16 protein-coding genes and 1 tRNA gene are annotated in these 21477 nt (G+C 41.3%); 9 read left to right on the top strand and 8 right to left on the bottom strand.

All coding sequences use genetic code 11. The features are described from left to right. Window positions 1-5: 5 nt before the first annotated feature. The 3 genes from LC586_RS14040 to LC586_RS14030 all read right to left on the bottom strand — a co-directional run bounded on the left by LC586_RS14040 (window position 6) and on the right by LC586_RS14030 (window position 2899). On the bottom strand, window positions 6-1289 hold the full coding sequence (locus LC586_RS14040; protein WP_229485406.1) for a DHH family phosphoesterase: 1284 nt from the start codon (window positions 1287-1289) through the stop codon (window positions 6-8). Between the two features lie 879 nt (window positions 1290-2168). Continuing rightward, the gene (locus tag LC586_RS14035) at window positions 2169-2309 is read right to left on the bottom strand and encodes a hypothetical protein (RefSeq protein WP_229485405.1); all 141 of its coding nucleotides are present in this window, start codon (window positions 2307-2309) and stop codon (window positions 2169-2171) included. A gap of 92 nt (window positions 2310-2401) precedes the next feature. Continuing rightward, entirely contained in the window at window positions 2402-2899 is a 498-nt protein-coding gene (locus LC586_RS14030) for an HNH endonuclease (protein ID WP_229485404.1), read from the bottom strand. A gap of 303 nt (window positions 2900-3202) precedes the next feature. On the opposite strand from LC586_RS14030, the gene alr reads away from it, so the two are divergent. Both alr and LC586_RS14020 read left to right on the top strand, forming a co-directional pair. Beyond that, window positions 3203-4390 (top strand): alanine racemase, encoded by a 1188-nt coding sequence (alr, locus tag LC586_RS14025; protein WP_229485403.1) that lies wholly within the window; start codon window positions 3203-3205, stop codon window positions 4388-4390. Between the two features lie 199 nt (window positions 4391-4589). After that, window positions 4590-4671: transfer RNA gene (locus LC586_RS14020), tRNA-Leu, on the top strand. 398 nt (window positions 4672-5069) lie between these two features. Here the strand turns inward: LC586_RS14020 and LC586_RS14015 are convergent. Next, on the bottom strand, window positions 5070-5786 hold the full coding sequence (locus LC586_RS14015) for an SMP-30/gluconolactonase/LRE family protein (protein WP_229485402.1): 717 nt from the start codon (window positions 5784-5786) through the stop codon (window positions 5070-5072). 15 nt (window positions 5787-5801) lie between these two features. After that, on the bottom strand, window positions 5802-7097 hold the full coding sequence (locus tag LC586_RS14010; protein WP_229485401.1) for an aldose epimerase family protein: 1296 nt from the start codon (window positions 7095-7097) through the stop codon (window positions 5802-5804). Window positions 7098-7196: 99 nt separating this feature from the next. Between LC586_RS14010 and LC586_RS14005 the strand changes: the two genes are divergently transcribed. Beyond that, window positions 7197-8663 (top strand): PQQ-dependent sugar dehydrogenase, encoded by a 1467-nt coding sequence (locus tag LC586_RS14005; protein ID WP_229485400.1) that lies wholly within the window; start codon window positions 7197-7199, stop codon window positions 8661-8663. A gap of 243 nt (window positions 8664-8906) precedes the next feature. Here LC586_RS14005 and LC586_RS14000 read toward each other — a convergent pair whose 3' ends face one another. Further along, on the bottom strand, window positions 8907-9086 hold the full coding sequence (locus LC586_RS14000) for a TniB family NTP-binding protein (protein WP_229485399.1): 180 nt from the start codon (window positions 9084-9086) through the stop codon (window positions 8907-8909). 1052 nt (window positions 9087-10138) lie between these two features. On the opposite strand from LC586_RS14000, the gene LC586_RS13995 reads away from it, so the two are divergent. The 5 genes from LC586_RS13995 to LC586_RS13975 all read left to right on the top strand — a co-directional run bounded on the left by LC586_RS13995 (window position 10139) and on the right by LC586_RS13975 (window position 18451). Next, a complete protein-coding gene (locus tag LC586_RS13995) occupies window positions 10139-11206 on the top strand; it encodes a response regulator (protein ID WP_229485398.1) in 1068 nt (355 codons plus the stop codon). A 62-nt stretch (window positions 11207-11268) separates the two neighbouring features. After that, a complete protein-coding gene (locus LC586_RS13990; RefSeq protein ID WP_229468659.1) occupies window positions 11269-11646 on the top strand; it encodes a response regulator in 378 nt (125 codons plus the stop codon). Between the two features lie 4 nt (window positions 11647-11650). After that, window positions 11651-12148 (top strand): chemotaxis protein CheW, encoded by a 498-nt coding sequence (locus tag LC586_RS13985; RefSeq protein WP_229485397.1) that lies wholly within the window; start codon window positions 11651-11653, stop codon window positions 12146-12148. Window positions 12149-12208: 60 nt separating this feature from the next. Beyond that, window positions 12209-15037: a methyl-accepting chemotaxis protein gene (locus tag LC586_RS13980; protein WP_229485396.1), complete on the top strand. Its 2829-nt coding sequence runs from the start codon at window positions 12209-12211 to the stop codon at window positions 15035-15037. A gap of 414 nt (window positions 15038-15451) precedes the next feature. Continuing rightward, window positions 15452-18451, top strand: coding sequence for a hybrid sensor histidine kinase/response regulator (locus LC586_RS13975; RefSeq protein ID WP_229485395.1), 3000 nt, complete (start codon window positions 15452-15454; stop codon window positions 18449-18451). A 465-nt stretch (window positions 18452-18916) separates the two neighbouring features. Here LC586_RS13975 and LC586_RS13970 read toward each other — a convergent pair whose 3' ends face one another. Beyond that, on the bottom strand, window positions 18917-19144 hold the full coding sequence (locus LC586_RS13970; RefSeq protein ID WP_229485394.1) for a response regulator: 228 nt from the start codon (window positions 19142-19144) through the stop codon (window positions 18917-18919). A gap of 112 nt (window positions 19145-19256) precedes the next feature. On the opposite strand from LC586_RS13970, the gene LC586_RS13965 reads away from it, so the two are divergent. Next, window positions 19257-20447: a transporter substrate-binding domain-containing protein gene (locus LC586_RS13965; protein WP_229485393.1), complete on the top strand. Its 1191-nt coding sequence runs from the start codon at window positions 19257-19259 to the stop codon at window positions 20445-20447. A 157-nt stretch (window positions 20448-20604) separates the two neighbouring features. Here LC586_RS13965 and mazG read toward each other — a convergent pair whose 3' ends face one another. Next, on the bottom strand, window positions 20605-21429 hold the full coding sequence (gene mazG, locus LC586_RS13960) for a nucleoside triphosphate pyrophosphohydrolase (protein ID WP_229485392.1): 825 nt from the start codon (window positions 21427-21429) through the stop codon (window positions 20605-20607). Window positions 21430-21477 lie beyond the last annotated feature (48 nt).

The following is a 21477-nucleotide window of genomic DNA, read 5'->3' as shown; positions in this document are numbered from 1 at the left end:
TCCCTCTACTCGGACTGAATCGGGTTGTCTCTGGGATTAACTAACCTCAGCAGTTTTTGCTTAATTTGAGCGTCGAATACTTCCCATTTCATTTTCGCGTATGCGGAATTTTCGTTGCTGCCAGATAAGAAGCCCATTGGAATTTCAAAGCCGCCTGCGCTTGTCCTTCCACCGCCGAAAAAGCGCCCTGCACTATCTTGTCCAAAGGCTTCTTTGATGAATTCATCGGGGTCAAGGGTCAGTTTGCTAGTTCTCAGGGAGCCAATGACTATTTCCAGTTCATCGTCTTCATCGTGAACAATGCCGTAAACTACGGCTGTATGGACGTTTTCTTCGGTGACGAGAAAATCAGCCGCTTGGGGGATGGCGTCACGGTCTTCGTAGCGTAAGTAACCAACACCAGCGATGGAAAAGTTATTTTGGACGATGCGATTTTTTAGCGATCGCTCGATCACATCCATTACCCGCTTGGAACGATTCGCCTGTAAAATTGCGTTTAGCAGTTGAGCGTCATAAAATCGGCTTAAATACGCAGCTGCCATAAAATCTTCTTCTTGCGCTTGCATTAGCCGATTTGTATCCGATCGCAAGCCGTGCATCAAGGCAGTAGCGCATTTGACGTGTTGATTTATGCTGCTATCTAATGCCAATAATCCCGTTTGCAGGTATTGGGTAAAAATTGTTGCCGTCGCTCTTACATAGGGACGGATATCCTCAAACTCTGATTGCAGATCACCTTGGATACTGTGATGGTCAATGAGGACTACTAGGGGAATTTTAGCCTGTTGCACCGCCGACAGTAGCTGTGAAGTGGTTCCCTGGTTATCAATTAATACAAAACCTTGATAAGATGACAAATCTTTTGTTTTCAAGGTTTGCGGTGTCCAGCGTTGGATTGGTAAATTAGTCAGCCTCACCAAGGCAATATTTTCTTGATGGCTCAATGCGCCAGCATAAATGATTTCACATTTGATATCATATTGCTGGGCAATTAACTGATAAGCCCAGGCACAGGAAAGGGCATCAGGGTCAGGAAAATCTTGCAGAATTACCAGTTGGCGATCGTGTCGGTGTGCCAGAAGGGTTCTTTGCAGTTCTTCTGACTTTTGTTGTGCCAGGGAATTACCACGCTGACTGAGATATATAGCTCCTTCACCTACCGATGGCGGTAATGACGGAGTTTTAAATGAAACTTCCACTGGCGCTTTTTCTATTTCAGGTTCCTCTGGGTTTGGCTCTGTGGTCGATGACAAACTCTCAAACTGAGTAACGGGAGAATTCAAGTACATAGGGAACTTTTTTTAAAGTGTGAGGCTCCTTTAATTCAGAAATACTACAATCAGCAATTCACTGAATTCAGCCACATTATTTTGATCTTCGCAAAAATATCAAGACATTGCACTATACATCTAAGTATATTTTTGTCAGTCACATCAGCGCTCAACAATGGTCAACAATGAACTAAATTCCACTCTTACGCGTATAGGTGCTGGAAACAAGGAAGTCTAGCATATAGGGCTGTATTTGATAACATAAATCTGCTTGAGGAGCTTTTTTTCTCTTCCGTAAATTCAATTAGCGGAATTTTAATCTGACTTAGGGTATACCTTCTATCTTATACTTTCGGGTTAGTCCTTGATATTTGAAATAGTCTTATGCTCAATAATCTCATTATTGTGACTATTGAGCAATTAAAATAATTCGTAATTCGTAATTCGTAATTCGTAAATTTTGTTTTGCAATGGGGATTTTAACCCCACCGCAAAACTTGTCGCTTGTTAGAAGCGAGGGACTTAGACCCCTCAAAAATGTTAACAATTATTTTTATTGAACAATGCGTGTTTTTTATTCCCTTTAAAAATTCTGATAATTTAGAGCGAAACCTAGTACCGCAAGGCGAAAGTCAAAAGTTAACACTGAGCGACTTGCCTTGAGCGCAGTCGAAAGGAGTCGAAGTGTCAAAAGTTTTGTATATCAAGGCTTTTGCAACTTTTAAAATGGTAGCTTGATTTACGCCGCGCTGTACTAGTGCAAGAAGTCATATCAAGTTCGGCAAATCACTTACGATATGTCATTGCGAATGCAACGAAGTGAAATGAAGCAATCGCAAAGGTTTGGGATTGCCACGCTCCGCTCGCAATGACATAAGTATTAAGTCGGACATGATATCAGATCGCTTTTAGCGTCTCCCCTTGGGAGAAGCCAGGGAGGAAAGAGCAAGCCCCATACACAAATGTAGAGGCTTGAGCGTTGGCGCATTGCGCCTGTTTAGGAGACGCGATCGCATTCGTTGCAAGCAATATAGCCACCAATTTTTCAACAATCGATAACTAAAGTTATTGGCACTGTCCCAAAACAAAAAGATGTTTCTTCTTTTTCCTTTGCTCCTCTGCTTTTTTGCTCAAAGACCTATAACATACTTTTGCCACTCTGTATGCAGTCCACTCTTAAGATGTTTGCTGACCTCGAAATAGAGGCTGCTATAAGGTTGGCGAGGAGGATGACGTAAGGGCATGTGAGCTTCATGGGGAGTCCGACTGCCTTTTTTGACATTGCAACGCACACAAGCGGTCACAATGTTCTCCCAGTTATCACCTCCGCCGCGCGATCGCGGTATTACATGGTCTAGGGTCAACTCATCCCCTGTATAACCACAGTATTGACACGCATGACCGTCACGGTGCAATATATTTCGGCGAGTCAGAGGAATTTCTTTATAAGGAACACGCACGTAATGACGCAACCTGATCACGGTCGGTAACGGAAAATCCGAGTATAGGAATTTCCCGTTGTGTTCCACGCGTTCTGCTTTGCCCTTAATTAAAAGAACCACAGCACGACGCCAACTCGTTATATTGAGAGGTTCGTAAGAGGCGTTTAAGACTAAAACCTTCCCCATTTATCTGCGCTCAGGGTATTAGCTTTACATAAATGTTAACACAAATACATCCTGCTAGGGAGATGAGAATAAATTATACTTTCGGGATAATTCGGCAATTAAGTTATGAGTTAGAAGTTGAGAAGTGAGGAGCGTCTCTGGCTTTGCTCGCAAGTTATAAATCTTAACTTTTACTTTACTACTGCAACATCTTGTATCAATTCCAATCTGAAGGTTACACTTCCTATTTAATCTGATCTCGCTTTAGTAAGCGTGTATAGATAACTTGGAAGTTTAGCCGTGGTGGGATAGGAGTCAGTACAAATGTTAAGTCGCAAACAAATCCCTGGTGTAGTTCCTAATCAGCAGTGCGACACCTACGCGTGGTTTTCGCAACGAGCTTGGGTAGAAATTGATTTAGGAGCGTTGTCGTACAATATACAGCAATTGGTGCAGTTTTTATCGCCGCATACTGAGTTGATGGCAGTAGTAAAAGCTGATGCCTATGGACATGGAGCGGTAACAGTCGCCCAAACTGCAATCCAATCGGGAGCGAGTTGGCTGGGAGTCGCTACAGTTCCAGAAGCTATTGAATTGCGTGAAGGCGGGATTCAAGCCCCAATTTTGATTTTAGGGGCAACTCATACACCAGAGCAGATTCATGCGATCGCACATTGGAAACTTCAGCCCACACTCTGTAGCCCTAAACAAGCTTTAGTATTTTCCGATATCCTAGAATCCATGAATCATGATTCTCCAGTGCCCGTACACATCAAATTAGACACGGGAATGTCTAGGTTGGGAACTAATTGGCAGCAAGCTGGTGAATTTGTGCAATTAGTACAGCGCTTACCACATCTATCTATTGCCAGTATTTATTCTCATTTGGCAACAGCAGATGATCCTGATACTACGGCAATGGAAGAACAGCATAGACGATTTGAGGAAGCGATCGCTCAAATCAAAGCAATGGGAATTGAGCCACCTTGCTTGCACTTGGCAAACTCTGCGGCTGCACTGACAGATCCGGGATTACATTATGACATTGTGCGAGTAGGTTTAGCTGTTTACGGACTCTACCCAGCGCTGCATTTACAAAATGCGATCAATCTCAAGCCGGTTTTGCAACTTAAGGCAAGAGTTACCCAAGTTAAAACAATTGCCGCAGGAACAGCTGTTAGCTACGGGCATCAATTTATTGCCCCGCGTGAACTTTGCCTCGCCGTTGTAGGAATTGGCTATGCTGACGGTGTGCCTCGTAATCTTTCCAACAAAATGCAGGTGTTAATTCGCGGTCAGCGAGTTTCGCAAATCGGGGCAATTACAATGGATCAGTTGATGCTGGATGTGAGTGCCATACCCAATATCCAAGAAGGGGAAGTAGTCACCTTGCTAGGGGAACAGGGAAAAGAACAAATTTCAGCAGACGATTGGGCAGAACAACTAAACACTATTTCCTGGGAAATTCTTTGTGGGTTTAAGCATCGTCTGCCTCGTGTTGCGGTCATGTAATTGGGCATGGGGCATGGGGCATTGGGCATTGGGCATTGGGCATTGGGCATTGGGCATTGGGCATTGGGCATTGGTTAAAAATCAATAGTTATTCTCCCCCTGCTTCCCCTGCTCCCCCTGCTCCCCCTGCTCCCTCATCTCCCCACTCCCCACTCCCTATTCCCAAAAATAATTTCTCATGGTATGATAGGAAGCTGATGCGGATGTGGCGGAATTGGCAGACGCGCTAGATTTAGGTTCTAGTTCCGAAAGGAGTGAAGGTTCAAGTCCTTTCATCCGCATTTTTAATAAATTGAATTGCCTTATCTAGGCTGGTAGTTATACTGTGCAGTGACTAATTGTTTTTCGTCGGTGACAGATTATTGTCATTGAGACAAACACCTTAATCACGCGATAAATTAAATTATCATAAACACATTATTTTTTACAAAACATAATGTGTTTATGATAATTTTTAACTAGTTCCGTGGGTTTAAGTCCCCCGGTTCAATAAAAAAGCAAGTTTTGTGTTGGGGTTAAATCCCCATTACAAAACTTAATTACGAATTACGTTAGCGTAGCGGTAGCGATAGCGCAGCGTTAGCGAGGAACGAGCGTCGGAACGAGCGTCATTACGAATTACGAATTATTTAATTATATTTTTGTAGATTCTTTATTTTGCCAATTTTCTACGCTCATTTTACCAACTACGCAGCGCAAAACTCTTTCCTGGTATAACACCTGGGTTTTTAAGGCGGATACGATACAAGCTATTTCTCGCCGTGATGTACAAAGTTTTATAATCATTATCTCCCCACGCCAAGTTAGCTGGAACTTCTGGGACTTCAATAATACCTAGTAGATTGCCCGCAGGTGAGAAAACCCACACTCCTCCAGGCCCCGTACTATAAACATTCCCTTTGATATCTACTTTTATTCCATCTGGAACTCCTTCCTTACCAGGATATTTTTGTTGGGCAAAAATACGTGCATTTTTCAAAAGACCATCGGAATTAACATCAAAGACACGGATATGGCCTGTTTCAGAATCATTGACATATAGTTTGGTTTCATCAGGAGAAAAGGCGATGCCATTGGGACGGACAAAATCTTTAGCTAATAGAGTTAATTTCCCATCTGATGTCAGACGATAAACACCATAAAAACCTAATTCTTTTTGTTGTGGTTTAATACCATAGGGTGGATCTGTGAAGTAGATACTTCCATCTGATTTCACTACTAAATCGTTTGGGCTATTAAGTCGTTTTCCTTGGTAATGGCTAACAAGTGTGACTAATTTGCCATTTTTTTCTGTACGAGATACACGACGGTTACTGTGTTCAGCAGTAATTAAATGCCCTTGAAGGTCAAAGGTGTTGCCATTAGCATTACCAGAAGGATGGCGGAAAATCTGCAATTTTTGATTAGGTTGTCATTGATAAATTGTATTGGCAGGAATATCACTTAAAAGTAGAAAACCATTTGGATGCCAAAGCGGCCCCTCTGTAAATTTGAAATTTCTAGCAATTTTTTCAACTTGAGTATTCTTGTCAAGAATGCTTTGTAAATTATCCTGTTTTGTATAAAACTTATGTATGGTAATATGACGATAAATTTGACCAGGACGCAAGATAGTAGAAGGAAAATTGGGTTGATTAATTGAATTGGGAAAGTATTGCGTTTCTAGGCATAAGCCAGCATATCCCTGATAGTTAACTCCACCTTTCCCCTGAGTTTTCAAATTCTGCAAGTAACCAGTGTAAAGCTGCATTCCTGGTTTAGTTGTATAAACCTCCATGACTCGACCAGAGAATAGTTCATCCACTTTTGCAGCGAGTTTTATTTGTCCGGGTTTCCCGTTGAGTACATAGTTGATGTCATAACTGGGTTTATCGCCCTCAAGTTGTTTAATGCCATCATTAATTAACTTGGGTTGAGTAAAGTCATAGGGGGTATTTTGAACTAATTTAATCTCTCCTGTAGGGATTTTTTGGGCATTATTTGGTGTATATTTATCTGCATTAATTAATAATTGATGTCCTAGTATACTACCAGAAGCATGACCAGCCAAATTCCAGTAAGAGTGGTTTGTCAAATTGACTGGTGTAGGCTTATCTGTAGTGGCAGTCATCTCCATTTTAAATTCGTTATTATTGGTTAACGTATAAGTTACTGTTACTGTTAAATTACCAGGATAGCCTTCCTCTCCATCAACACTTAAATATGTCAATTTCAATGTTGCTCCAGTCAGGCTTGTGATTGGTTCGGCTTGCCAAACTACTTGATCAAAACCCTTTTTACCACCGTGAAGATGATGTAAACCCGCATTAGTAGCTAGAGTATATTCTTTACCATCAAGAGTAAACTTGCCATTGGCAATACGGTTGGCAACTCGCCCAACGATCGCACCAAAATATGAATAGCGATTAACCTGTTTATAAGCCTCTAGAGTATCGAATCCCAATACTACATCGTCTAATTTACCCTGACGATCCGGAACTTTTAATTCTGTAATAATTGCGCCATAGTTTGTTATTTTAGCTACTAGTCCATTAGCATTAGTCAAGGTAAAAAGGTTTACTGATTGACCATTTTCAGCTTTACCCCATTCAGTAACAGTTATACTTGTATTCTGCTGATGCGAATCTTTAATACGTGCATTAATTGTGTTTAATGATACTGATTTAATCTTAGCTCTTTCCCCTTGACAAGGGTACAAAATACTCATCAAGATAATACTGATTCCCATAGTTATGGGACTTGAGGCTAGTGTTATATTCTTAATAAACCTAGATTGCATAAACTAAAACCTATTTCTAACTGAATCATGAAAAAATTATACATTTTAGTTGGTATCTGCATAGCCTTGGTTTTCAACTTAGTGTTTTCTAATATTTCTTCGGCTCAAATTACAGACCCCATTCTTGAAAAGATTGAAAAATCACAGATTTCCGTAGGTATACAAGAAGTTGTGCAAATACCCAAAAGCGTTATAGCGCCAAGTCAAGAGAGAATCGCAAGATTGAATATGTTAGCCAATACAGGTGATGGTAGCGGCAGGTTATTCGTCAATGATATGCGTGGCAAACTCTATGTAATTAATAATAATCAAGCCTCAGTTTACATGGATTTAAAGCGATTACTATCCTTAAGCTTTAATGATAAAAGCACTCAACAAGGTTTCTCTTATTTCGCTTTCCATCCAGAATTTAGGCAAAATGGAATTTTTTATACTGTACACAGTGAAGACAAAGATAACTCCATTCCTGATTTTCCGGTGAGAAAAACAATTATTAATAGGGCAGGTAAAATCATCGAAAGTTCTCACCATGACGTAGTTCTAGAATGGAAAACTACTAATCCTGCTGCTAATATTTTTTCTGGAACTTTTCGAGAAATTCTGCGGATTGAACAGCCATATCCAGACCATAATATCGGGCAATTGGGCTTCAATCCTAATGCTAAACCTAGAGATGTTGATTATGGAATGTTGTACATTGCTACAGCAGACGGAGGAAGTGACGGCTTTCCTGTCAGCAATACAGATCCTCTAGATAATGGACAAGACCTGAGTACACCTCTAGGAAAAATTCTGCGTATAAATCCTTTTGGTAAGAACAGCGCTAACGGTAAGTACGGCATCCCTAAAAATAATCCTTTTGCTCAGGATAACAACCGCAAAACTTTAGGGGAAATTTGGGCTTATGGGTTACGTAATCCCCATCGTTTTAGTTGGGATACAGGTGGCCAAGGCAAGATGTTAATTGTTGATATCGGTCAAGCTTTGATTGAAGAAATCAATCTTGGGAGAAAAGGCGCTAACTACGGATGGGGGAATCGTGAGGGAAGGTGGGTGATAAATGAAAAGAATGAGAATGTTCTATTTCCTTTACCTCAAGATGATGCCAAGTATGGTTACACATATCCGGTTGCTCAATATGACCATGATTTACCTGCTGATTGGCAGGGTTTTTATTCGGTTGCGATCGCAGGTGGTTATGTTTATAGAGGTAGAGCCATTCCTGAATTAGTAGGTCAGTATATTTTTGCTGATTTTGCCAACGATGGACGTTTTTTTCATGTACCTGTAGATGAACTTGTGAATGGTAAACAGGCAAAGATTAAAGAACTTAGACTGTTTGATGGTCAAAAAGAAGGTTCTTTTCTAGAAATCATTGGTAGTAAACGTTCTGATGTCAGGTTTGGGGTAGACGAAGAGGGGGAAATTTATGTAACCTCTAAGAGCGATGGTAAGGTAAGAAAAATTGTTCGTTCTCCATATCCTAAATTTTAGAATAGCTTATATAGCAATCCTAAATCATTTGTGAAAATTAATTATATATCTCTTTTTTCTCTCTTATCTTTGCGTCCTTGGCGTTCTTCTCTAACGAGACGCTGCGCGAAGGCGGTTCGTTTCCTTATCTATATTTTTCACGACTCATTTAGGATTGCTATAGCTGACCAATGTAACCTTCTGTTGCCGAAGTCAAAATCCGCAGAATATCTTTGTTAATAAGATTAGAAGGCAATGGCAACTTTAAAACCTTATTTCCCAGGTTTGTACAGTATCCTGGAACTTCTTCCCTGGCAACTTCCCGAAACGATGACAAGCCCGAAAGCGGTTATAAACTTGTTCATCTCGCTTAATTACTGCTTTTAAACGGTCAGTTCCTACTAAAACAACAGCAATGCCCAACTTTTCATAAATATTACGCATGTCCCCCTCCAGGCAGGGCTGCGGATACTCTTAGTTTTTTCTGCTGATAAGACTTCCGCAGTATCCACCGAGGTATGAACAGTGAAATAAGACATACTATCTTTGGACTTACGCACGATTTACGGAATAACGTAGACGCAAAGCCAATACGGTTCGGTTAAGCCCAAAAAATGAAAATGTGTAGGTTGGGTTGAGGAACGAAACCCAACATATTGTGGGGTTTGTTGGGTAACACGAATGTTCAACCCAACCTACAAATATTCTTAACCGAACCGTATTGGACGCAAAGCGGTGAAGCAGCGCGGTCTTCTCCCAAGGGGAGACGCTTTAGCGCATGGGGGTTTTCCCCATGAGCGACTGCTGTTAGCGCAGCGTTAGCAAGGTACGAGCGTCACCCGGAGGGCTTGCCGCAGGCTACCGCAGAGGCGCAGAGAGGCCAGTGCGCCCTTGCGGTTAAGAGACTTGTTCGCTCTTAGCGTTCCCGCTCTTTAGCAACTGGCGCGACACGGAGAAATGAGAGTTTAAGAGATATTTTGCGTAAGTCCTATATCTCTGTTCATGAAACTAAAACATATAAAAAAATCAATTTATTATTATCAATAAACCAGTATTATTACTGTGGTCAAGTTGAAGTTACTCGATGCAAAGTGGCTTCATTAGTCCTATCTGCTTAAAAAATAGAGTTTACTTAAGTGTAAATACAGAAGTTCAAATATATTACTATCTACAAAATCAGTATTATTCCTGTGGTCAGATTGGGGTTACTCAATGGAAAGTGGCTTCATCTAGTCTTGACATTTTTATGTCTTATTGTCCAAAAAGTCTGTAAATCTCAGTAACAGGAAGTAAATTAATAATATTTTACTTCCTATTACTGAGATTCGATCATTTGAAAATGACGCTGTTTTCGTTGAGTTTCACCACCAAGTTTAGATATAAACTGATGTACTTGAAAATGCAAAAGTTTGATGCTTTTTACTTGATTTAAATTGTGGAATAACTCTGTACGAATTTAGCTTACATGTATCGAATTTAGCTGAAGTAAAAGCAAAATGAGCACAACTCCTATAGGTAGCTACAGGTTGTTCCAGAAACTACATCCGCTATCTCTGTTGGCACAATTAACCAGTCGGCGTGCTACAGGGTGCTTAAACATATTTACTGGAATGGTTTCTTGGTCAATTTATCTAGAGGACGGTAAACTTACTTATGCCTCCTATTCAGATAAACTGTTTGAGCGGCTTGACAGTCACTTGCGACGCTTGAGCCAGCAAATTCCTGCTCTCAACAGCGCCACTCGCGTGCAGATGCGGCTGATGTTTGAGACGAAGAATGAACACCAATCAATACCCAATGCCGATTACCAAGCTATTTGTTGGTTAGTAAATCAGGACTATATCACTTCTGTGCAAGCAGCAAGCCTGATAGACGAATTAGCAAAAGAAGTACTGGAATCATTTCTGTGTTTAAAAGAAGGTAGCTATGAATTCAGCCCGGAAAGTTCTTTGGATGAACTACCAAAGTTCTGTCGGCTGGATTTGCGGTTACTTGTTGAACACTGTCAAAAACAGTTACGAAATCGGCAAAATATCCAGTCATCAATTCCGGCTGGTGGGAGTTCCCAAGTTTTGTCTAAAATACAACCGTCTCAAGTTCAGCCACAACTACAAATAAAACTTGGGCAAAAGTTACCGATACCAATCAATTTTGATATTCCTGAAAACAAGAAAAATACTCAGCTACCTGCTGGTAAAAAACTATATACAATTGCCTGCATTGATGATAGCCAAACAGTTTTGAATTCCATTAAACACTTTTTGGATGAAAACACATTTTCAGTTGTGATGATTAACGACCCTGTTAAGGCTTTAATGCAAATTATTCGGAGTAAACCCGACCTGATATTGCTAGATGTTGAGATGCCAAGTTTAGATGGCTATGAGCTATGTTCCTTATTACGGAAACATTCAGCTTTTAAACATACACCTATTATTATGGTGACTGGTAGAACAGGCTTTATCGACAGGGCAAAGGCAAAACTAGTCAGATCCTCAGGATATTTGACTAAGCCTTTTACACAATCAGAATTGCTAAAAATGGTTTTCAAACATCTTGGTTAATTTAAACAAGGCAAATAAAAATAACAAAATATGTTGAATTGAGTTTTTTAGGAGATTTAATAGTGAGTCTGACTTTACTTGGCACAATTCTAATTGTAGAAGATTCTCCCAGTGAATTGGAATTAATGAGCCATTATCTGAAAGAAAGTGGTTACAACGTAATTAAAGCAAGTGGTGCAAAAGAGGGCTTAGAAAAAGCTGTATTAGAAAAACCAGATGTGATCGTTACTGATGTAGTAATGCCAGAAATGAGCGGATTTGAATTGTGTCGTTATCTGAGAAGAAATCCGATTACTGCAAAAGTGCCAATTGTAATTTGTAGTTCCAAAAATCAAGAAATTGACCGTTTATGGGCGATGAGACAAGGTGCTGATGCCTACATAACTAAACCTTACACCCGCGAACTTCTGCTACGTACTATTAAATCAGTGGGAATTTGAATCAATGACTAGTATAAACATTACACTTCCTTCAAAAGAAACCCAAAATAATTTAGCAGACGGTTATCTGAAGTTTCAGCTAAATCAACAGACTGCTGCTGTTTTATCAATGAAACAGACGCAAGAAGCAATTATTGTACCTATTGAGTCTGTAACCTCAATGCCTAATATGCCCTCCTGTATATTAGGATTAATGAATTGGCGGAGTCGGATAATTTGGGTTGTTGATTTGCCAAGAATGCTCAATTTAGAATCCCTAGATTATCGACTGCGACAGTACAGTGCGATCGTTATCCAAGTGGAATCATTGGTGTTGGGTTTAGTTGTGCAAGAAATAAAAGGTACGACTAAGTTCATCCCTGATGATATTCATTCTCCTATAGGACAAGTGGCATCCAGTTTAGTTCCTTATTTATGTGGGTGCCTTGTGCAACAAGAAGAAATATTACTGGTATTAGATGCCCAGGCAATTGTGCAGTCTTCTATTCTCCGCAGTGATTAGAGTGTACTACTAAAAAGGATTTTTAGTGTTCTTATTCACATAGTTAGGAGAACTACTTTTATGTTTAATAAAACCAACGCGAATCAAGGTAGTGGCGCTCAAAATCGAGCATCACTGATTTCATCCCAAAAAATAACTGGTAGTGTCATAAAGCTACCAACTAAAACTACTAGTGAAACGGCTAATAATTCTTTCCTAAATCAGGCTATTGCCTCTTTTACAAAACTCGGATTGGCTAAGAAAGCGACTATTGTAGCGATCGCAATTGCTACAATACCACTATTGGGCATCGGCGCGATCGCTTTTAGCTTTGCCAACAAATCGATTACTAAGCAAATTACCCAATCTCAACAAGCTGAAGCTATTGGCTTAAGTGATAAAGTTAACCGTTTCATGTTGGGACGCTACGGAGATATTCAGGTAATATCAAGTTTACTTTTTTTGACAAGTCCCCAGGCTAGTGTAAGTATCACCAATCAAGATAAACAAGCAATCCTAGATGGAGTTATCGAAGCCTACAAAGTTTATGACAGCGTTGCTGTTTTTGATCGCCAAGGTAAGTTGATTGTCCAATCCACAGGCGAACCCCTAGACAACCAAAAAGACCGTACCTACTTTCAAGAGGTTTTACAAAAAGATACTCCTGTCATTAGTAAACCTGAAGCAGCAAAAAATACTGGTGTAATGAGTATTTATATAGCTGCACCTGTGAAAGAGATAAGGACGGGCCAAACGATTGGTGTGGTAAGAGCGCGGATGCCCGTAAAATCTTTAGAAGAAGTAATCAAAAACTACGCAGCCAATGGACAACAATACCATTTGCTCGATGCTTCGGGAACAGTTTTCTTGAGTCCACAAAAGGAATTATTAGGGAAAGAGGCAAAGGGAGAGTATTCTAGTTTACCTAAACTGATAGCAGCCAAAAAGGTAGATAGTTTTATAGAAGTTCCCAAAACTGGCAAAAAAGAAGAACTAGTCAGCTACGTACCAGCCAGTAAGTTAGATGGCTTACCAGATTTAAACTGGCAAGTACTTTTATCTTCAGACACAGCAATTGTATTTGAGCCGCAAAGACAATTGTTATGGATTATAGCCATTGGTACAGCAGTGACAGCATTGATTGTAGCTGCGATCGCATCTCGGTTAGCTAAACTTACTACACAGCCAATTTTAAATGCAACTGCGGCATTAGCAAAGCTTGGTCAAGGTAAATTTAATACCCGTCTGGAAATCGAAAGAGAAGACGAATTAGGGGTATTGAGTGCAAATATCAACCAGATGGCCGAACAATTGCAGGTCTTAGTTAAGGAACAAGAACTAGACGTTGAAGGGGCAAAATTACTAACAGATATTACCCTAGAAATTCGGAGAAGTCTCAAAACTGAAGATATTTATCACGCAGCAGTAAAAGAAGTTCAGCTAGCGCTAAAAACAGACAGGGTAATCGTTTATAGCGTGAATCCAAATACTAGGGATGGCGTTGTCGTTGCTGAATCAGTAACTGGTAATTGGCCGGAAATGATCGGAGTTAAAATCGACGATCTTTATTTTCGAGAACGTTATGTAGAAACTGATTACGATGGACGGGTGCTTGCAGTTACTAACATTCATCAAGACCAAAGTCTGAAAAATGCCGACGGTTACATCCAACTTTTGGAAAAATTTGCCGTCAAAGGTAATTTGATCGTACCGATTCTTGCCCAAGGGCAACTTTTATGCTTATTAATTGCTCATCAGTGCCAAACTCCTCGTGTTTGGCAACAGCCGGAAATTGACTTGTTTCAACAGATAGCAACTCAAATTGGCTATGCCTTAGAACAAGCCAAGTTATTAGAGAAGATAGAGCAATCTAGAAATGTTGCAGTAATCGGTTCTGACGACGAACGGTGTCAAAACGAAACACTGCAACAGCAACTTTTAGAACTACTCAACAACGTAGAAGGTGCAGCCAGAGGTGACTTGACAGTGCGTGCAGACGTGACGCCTGGGGAAATAGGCACTGTTGCCGACTTTTTCAACTCCATTGTAGAAAGCCTCCGAGATATTGTTACCCAAGTTAAACAAGCTGCTATCCACGTTAATACTGCCATTGGTTCTGACGAAGGAGCCATTCGCCACCTAGCAGAGGAAGCACTGACCCAAGCTGCCGAAATCAACCGCACCCTCGATGCTGTTGACCAAATGACCCAATCCATGAAAGCTGTAGCCGAAAGCGCCGAAAAAGCTGCTTTCGTTGCCAATCATGCGGCTCACACCGCCACCAAGAGTGGACACGCAATGGATTTGACGGTACAAAACATCCTGTCTTTGCGGGAAACCGTGGGTGAAACTGCTAAGAAAGTGAAACGTTTGGGAGAATCTTCGCAACAAATTTCTCGCGTGGTTTCCTTGATTAACCAAATCGCTATTCAAACTAACTTATTAGCCATTAACGCCGGTATTGAAGCAGCGCGTGCGGGTGAAGAAGGTCAAGGTTTTGCCGTAGTGGCTGAAGAAGTCGGCGAATTAGCAGTCAGGAGTGCCGCAGCAACCCAAGAAATTGAACAAATTGTTGAAAATATCCAACGAGAAACCAGTGAGGTGGTACTAGCGATGGAAATAGGCACTACCCAAGTGGTAGAAGGAACTCGAATTGTGGAGGAGGCTAAACAAAGTCTGAGTGAAATTTTGGATGTATCGCGTGAAATTGACTCCTTAGTGCAGTCGATTTCCACTGCAACTGCATCTCAGGTTGAAACATCGCAAAGTGTTAGCCAATTGATGAAAGATATCGCTGCTGTATCACAACGCACCAGCGATTCTTCTCGTCAAGTTTCCGAATCTCTGCAACAAACCGTGGAGATTTCTCATCAGTTACAAGAGACTGTCGAGGCTTTCAAAGTTAGTTAAGTTTATCATTTGTCATTTGTCATTTGTCCTTTGCTATTTGCTAGTGATCAATACTTCGACTACGCTCAGTACAAGTGACGAATGACTTTTGTTATTTGTCGGTTGTCATTTGTCCTTTGTCATTTTACCAATGACTAATACTTCGGCTACGCTCAGTACAAGTGACTAATGACCAATTACTAATGACTAATGACCAATGACCAAATAATTACTAATTCGTAATTCGTAATTCGTAAATTTTGAATTCATTAAGGAGAAATTAATAATTAATTCATTAAGGATACAGAGCAACTTAATTTATTAATGGAATCAATAAATTCATTCCTTATTCAGAGCAAGCGACTTCAGTCGGTTGCTCTGAATTACGAATTACGAATTATCAATTACGAATTATGTTGACCAAGGACAAAAACCATGTTACAAGACAAAGAACTAGAAATCCAGATGCAGTTTCTGGAAGAAGCAACTGATTACTTGAATACCTTAGAAACGGTATTGCTGGAAATTGATACTACTAACCGCATCGATTTGGATAAAATCAATGCTGCACTCCGGGCCGCTCATTCTATTAAAGGTGGCGCGGGGATGATGGGATTTAGATCGCTAAGTGATTTAGCTCACCGTCTGGAAGATTCCTTTAAAGTTTTAAAAACTAAAAAAAATTCTCTCGAAATTGATACTCAGTTGCAAAGTTTATTGCTATCTGGAGTTGATTGGCTGCGTCAAATTGTAGAATTGCTTGCAGAAGGCAATCTTGTTGAAGATGCGTGGTTAGCAACCTTTTGTTACCCAATTTTTGATGAGTTGCACGATCGCTTGGGCGATCCTACCCCTGAGGATGCCTCAACCATGCTATCCCCAGAAGATGGCCAAGACGTTATCCCTTTGCTATTTGGCACAGAAGTAGAAGAGTGTTTGCAACGCCTAGAATTTATATTGGCAGATAGCGAACAGCCTGGTTTGCATGAAGAAGTTGTGATCATGGCAGCTGAATTGGGCGGTTTGGGTGAAATGCTCCAGTTGGCAGCTTTTACCAAGCTTTGTGAGTCAGTAACGCAGCAATTGGAAACTGTTAGCAGCTCGCGCATTCCAGAAATTGCCCGGTTAGCATTGCAAGCATGGCGGCGATCGCAAGCGTTGGTGCTGACTAATCAACTAGATAACTTGCCTACAGAACTTGACTTAAATAGTAGTTATACGCAATCCCAGCCACTATTACCAGCAGAAGTAATACCACATATAGCCACAGATACACAAGTAGTGTCAACATCTGTTTGGCCACTAGAAAATACTAGAGAAAATTGGACTAATCATGAAGCGATAGCTGCTAATTTTACATTTGTAGATGCAGAATTGGCCGATGATGTTAATGCTGTCAATGTCACTGAGCATAATACAATATTTGCTAGAGAAAATAATCCTCTAGATGCCAGATTTGGCGAAGGTAAAGCAGAGCCAAATGGCGTTGCTAAAGAGCGGGAAACTCATGAAAATAGCGTCAGAGTTCCCAGCAAACAACTAGAGCAAATTAATGATTTATTTGGCGAACTGATTGTCCAGCGAAATGGGTTAAACTCGCAACTAGAAAGATTACGCAAACTCGTTCGTAACCTGAACCAGCGAGTCCAAGTTCTCGACCGAGAAAACCAGGAATTACGTATAGTATATGACAAAATTTCTACTCAAGCTGGGGTGCGGGTGCAAGCTGAAAATAGCCACCAAACACAAGGTACAGAGAGGGAATTTGATACTTTAGAAATGGATCGCTATAACGATTTAAACCTGCGATCGCAGGAAGTTATGGAAACCATTGTTCAGGTACAGGAAGTCACAACTGATGTTCAATTGAGTGTAGATGATACAGACCAAATTGCTCGGAAACTGAACAAAACATCCAAACAGTTACAAACAAAGCTCAATCACATCCGAATGCGGCCGCTGTCCGATTTAATTGAACGTTTTCCCAGAGCCTTGCGCGATTTAAATGTAGAGTATGGGAAAAATGTCCAGTTAAAAATTGAAGGTGGCAACACTTTAATTGAACGCAGCATTTTAGAAGCATTAAACGAACCTTTAATGCATCTCTTAAGGAATGCTTTCGATCATGGTATCGAAGACTCTAGCACCCGCCGCCTTCTGGGTAAACCAGAACAAGGATTGATTGAAATTACAGCTACTCACCGCAGCAATCGCACCCTGATTACTATCCGTGATGATGGTTGGGGCATTTCTCTAGAGAAAATTCGCACCCGCGCCCTAGCTATGGGATTAGATGCTTCTCTACTCGCTAATGCTAGTGATGAAGAACTGTTATCACTAATTTTTGAACCAGGTTTTACCACCTCCGAGCAAGTCACAGCATTATCTGGTCGCGGTGTCGGTATGGATGTGGTTCGCAACAACCTCAAACTGATTCGAGGAGATGTGAAAGTTGATACGGAACCAGGGGTTGGTACTACTTTTACCTTATCAGTACCATTTACACTTTCCGTGGCGCGAGTTCTGCTGGTAGAAATCAACAAAATGCTATTGGCATTTCCCACAGATGTCATTTCAGAAATATCTTTACTCCAAGACGAGCGAGTTTTCCAAATGGCAGGTAGTGAAGTCCTAAATTGGCAAGGAACCATGCTGCCACTGATTCGCCTGACTCGTTATTTAGAGTTTAATTGCCTGCGCTATAGCTCAGAGTTAGAGACTCCGGCAGCAATTAATGCTAACAGCGTCTTAGTAGTCAAAGGTAATAATCAGTCAGTAGCGATCCAAATAGACCGTTGCTGGGGTGAACAGGAAGTTGCTATTCGCCAAGTCGAGGGAAATATACCTTTACCTGAAGGCTTCAGCAACTGCACAATTCTCGGTGATGGTCGAGTAGTGCCACTAGTTAATATTAATGAGTTGCTGTATTGGATTGCTACAAATCGGCGGACTAAGAGAGGTACTCAATTACCATCAGCAAGGTTAAAAACACCATTCCTCATATTTGATGAAGAGAAAATATCAGCCGCGTCTGTTAAACAGAAAGGCACAATTTTAATCGTAGATGATTCGATTAATGTTCGCCGCTTTTTAGCGCTGACCCTTGAAAAAGGAGGTTATCAAGTAGAGCAAGCTAAAGACGGTCAAGATGCCTTAGAAAAACTCCATAGTGGATTGAGAGTTGAGGCAGTAATTTGCGATATTGAAATGCCTCGCCTTGATGGTTATGGCTTTTTAGGTAAGGTAAATTCAGACGTTGATACAAAAAATATTCCAGTTGCCATGCTGACTTCTCGTAGTAGCAATAAACATCGGCAATTGGCGATGCAATTGGGTGCTAGGGCTTACTTTTCTAAACCTTACAACGAGCAAGAATTACTCCAAACGCTGGAGGAAATAATTCGTACTGTAGCAGAAAAGGCAGCTTCTAATTGATAATTCATGGGCAGGGATGAATGATATCATGTCCTGTAAAAGACTTATCATATCATGTTCGCTTGATTACTTATTAAACCCGAAGAACCCCACCCTGCCAAAGCTACGCTTCGTCTCCCCTCCCGAAGAGCGGGGAGGGGATTAAGGGGTGGGGTGCAATGACTGTGGAAATCATAACTAATTATGCGAACATGATATCATTAAGACCATAAATATGATTTACAGAAACGCAAAAATTTTGTAAAAAAGAGAAGTAGAGCCTACCTTTAAGGAAAAAGTGGACGTTGACTGTACGTTAAATAATTCGTAATACTTCGGCTACGCTCTTCGACTGCGCTCAGGACAAGCTCAAGACAGGCTCAGTACAAGTTCGTAAATTTTGTTTTGTAATGGGGATTTAACCCCAACACAAAACTTGCTTTTTTATTGAACCGGGGGACTTAAACCCACGGAATTGAGTTAAACTTATTTACTGCCTTTAACCAGGTTCGCCACTACTGTCACCAACTTATCTGGCTCGATTGGCTTGGATAGATGAACGTGGAATCCAGCTTGCAGAGCCAGTTTGGACTCTTCATCTCTAGCAAAGGTTGTCAGTGCTACTGGAATTTTTTTTCCTCGAGCTGCTTCGCTGATTCGCACTTTGCGAATCAGCGCATAACCATCTTCATCTGGCATTCCGATATCACTCATGTTCATCCCTCTAAATCTGAAAAAAATCGGTTTTAGGGGGATGATAAATGTCATATTTGATATGGGGTGGGCATGATAAATAGATATAGCATACAACCTTTAGAAAATTCTAATGAGAAATGCGATCGCTACTAGATTTCGCCAAATTCTAGCTGGGAGAAAAAGCCCGATTGGCAGATATGACCGTAAAAACAAAACCAGGCGTTCCTTAGCACTGTATACCTGCATAGGATTAGTAGGTGGGATTCTGGCATTATTGTTAATGACATCCCCAGGACTAGCCCAAAAACCACAACTCCAACAAACGTTATTAGTAGCTACACGAGTTATACCGCCCTTTGTGATACTAAACAAAGGTGAGTTATCGGGATTCAGCATCGACCTCTGGCGTAGCATCGCCAACCAAATAGGTGTAGAGTCTAAATTTATTGAATATTCCTCTGTGCCGGAACTGCTTACTGCTATCAAAGACAACAAAGCTAATTTGGGAATTGCAGCTATCTCCATTACAGCCGAACGCCAGCAGAATTTTGATTTCTCATTACCCATTTTAACTGGGGGGCTGCAAATTATGGTACGAAACTCAGAAACCAACAACAGTGCCTTCCCAAATATTTTGCAATTATTTTTCTCTACTAGGCTCTTGCAGGTAATAGGCGTTGCTCTAGTGTTAATTGTCGTAGCAGGCCACATTATTTGGTTATCTGAGCGCCATCATAAAGATGGGATGATTCCCCAATCATACTTTCCCGGCATTTTCAAAGCTTGTTGGTGGGCAGCTGCCACATTAGCAACCCAAGCGGATGAAATGCCCAAAGGAGTACTGGGACGCCTAGTAGGTATTGTCTGGATGTTCATCGGAGTACTTTTTGCCGCCTACTTTACAGCCAGCGCGACTACCTTATTGACAATACAACAGCTTCAGGGTGATATCAAGAGTATAGACGATTTATCCGGCAAGGTAGTGGCCACAACTGCGGGTAGCACAGCCGCCGCATATGTGCGAGAACATAAGATTTCAGTTTTAGAAGTTACCAAAATTGAGCAAGCTTACAATGCTCTGCAAACCAAAAAAGCTGATGCTGTGGTGTTTGATGCGCCTGTACTTCTGTTCTATGCTGCCAACGAAGGCAAAGGGAAAGTACAGATTGTTGGTAGTATCTTGCGTGAAGAAAGCTACGGCATCATTCTGCCTAACAACAGTCCCTACCGCAAACCAATTAATCAGGCGTTGCTGAATCTCAAAGAAAATGGCACTTATCAATCGCTACATGATAAGTGGTTCGATGCTGAAAAATCTTGAAGAAGGGAGTGGGGAGAAATCAATTCAAAATTCAAAATTCAAAATTCAAAATTCAAAATTGTACCCGCAGCGTCTTGTAGAGAAGAAAAAAACTGGGGGAGATAAGAGGACAAGGAGAATAACCTATGCCCATGCCCCATGCCCCATTCCCCATTCCCTACTCCCCACTCCCTTTTTGAGCAAGTTGAGCTTTTGCCTGTTGCCACAAGTTTTCTAACTCATCCAAACTGTAATCAGAAAGGGGACGGTCAACAACTGCCTCCATTTTTTCTAATCGCTGGACAAATCGTTGATTTGTGCCTTGCAAAGCGGTGCTGGGGTCAAGATTATGCCAACGGGCTAGCTGAATAACTGCAAACAGTAAATCGCCTAATTCTGCTTCTTGCCGTTCTGGTGTTTCCTCAGCTAAAGCCTGTTGAAACTCGCCCAACTCCTCATAAAACTTATCCCAGACGCCCTGAATATTTTCCCATTCAAACCCGATCGCCGCAGTTTTTTGGGAAATCTTCATTGCTGCCGTCAGTGGGGGAAGAGTGCGCCCATAACGACCGAGTTTAGCACTAAGTTTTTGCGCCTCTGGAGATGCTTCGCCCTTTTCCGCAGCCTTGATTTGTTCCCAATTTTGCCGCACCTCATCCACACTGGCAACCGACACATCACCAAACACATGGGGATGACGGCGAATCAACTTTTGGGAAATCCCCTGAGTTATTTCTTTGAGAGAAAATTGCCCAGATTCGCTAGCAATTTGGGCTTGCAATACCACCTGTAATAATAAATCGCCTAACTCCTGTGCGATCGCACCCTTATCCCCACTCTTAATCGCGTCCACCACCTCATAAGCTTCCTCAATCACATAAGGCGTCAGCGTTTGGGCAGTTTGAGCCAAATCCCACGGACAACCACCATCAGGCGATCGCAACTTCGCCACCACCTCAATCAACTCCTGCAACGCCGCCAAACTCTCATTTACCTTTTCCATACCTCTGCGTACCTCTGCGCTTCCCTTAGCGTCCCTTTGCGTTAAAAA

The sequence above is a fragment of the Nostoc favosum CHAB5714 genome (assembly GCF_020829495.1).
Classification (GTDB): Bacteria; Cyanobacteriota; Cyanobacteriia; order Cyanobacteriales; family Nostocaceae; genus Nostoc; species Nostoc favosum.
This window is presented reverse-complemented; position numbering and strand designations above follow the sequence as displayed.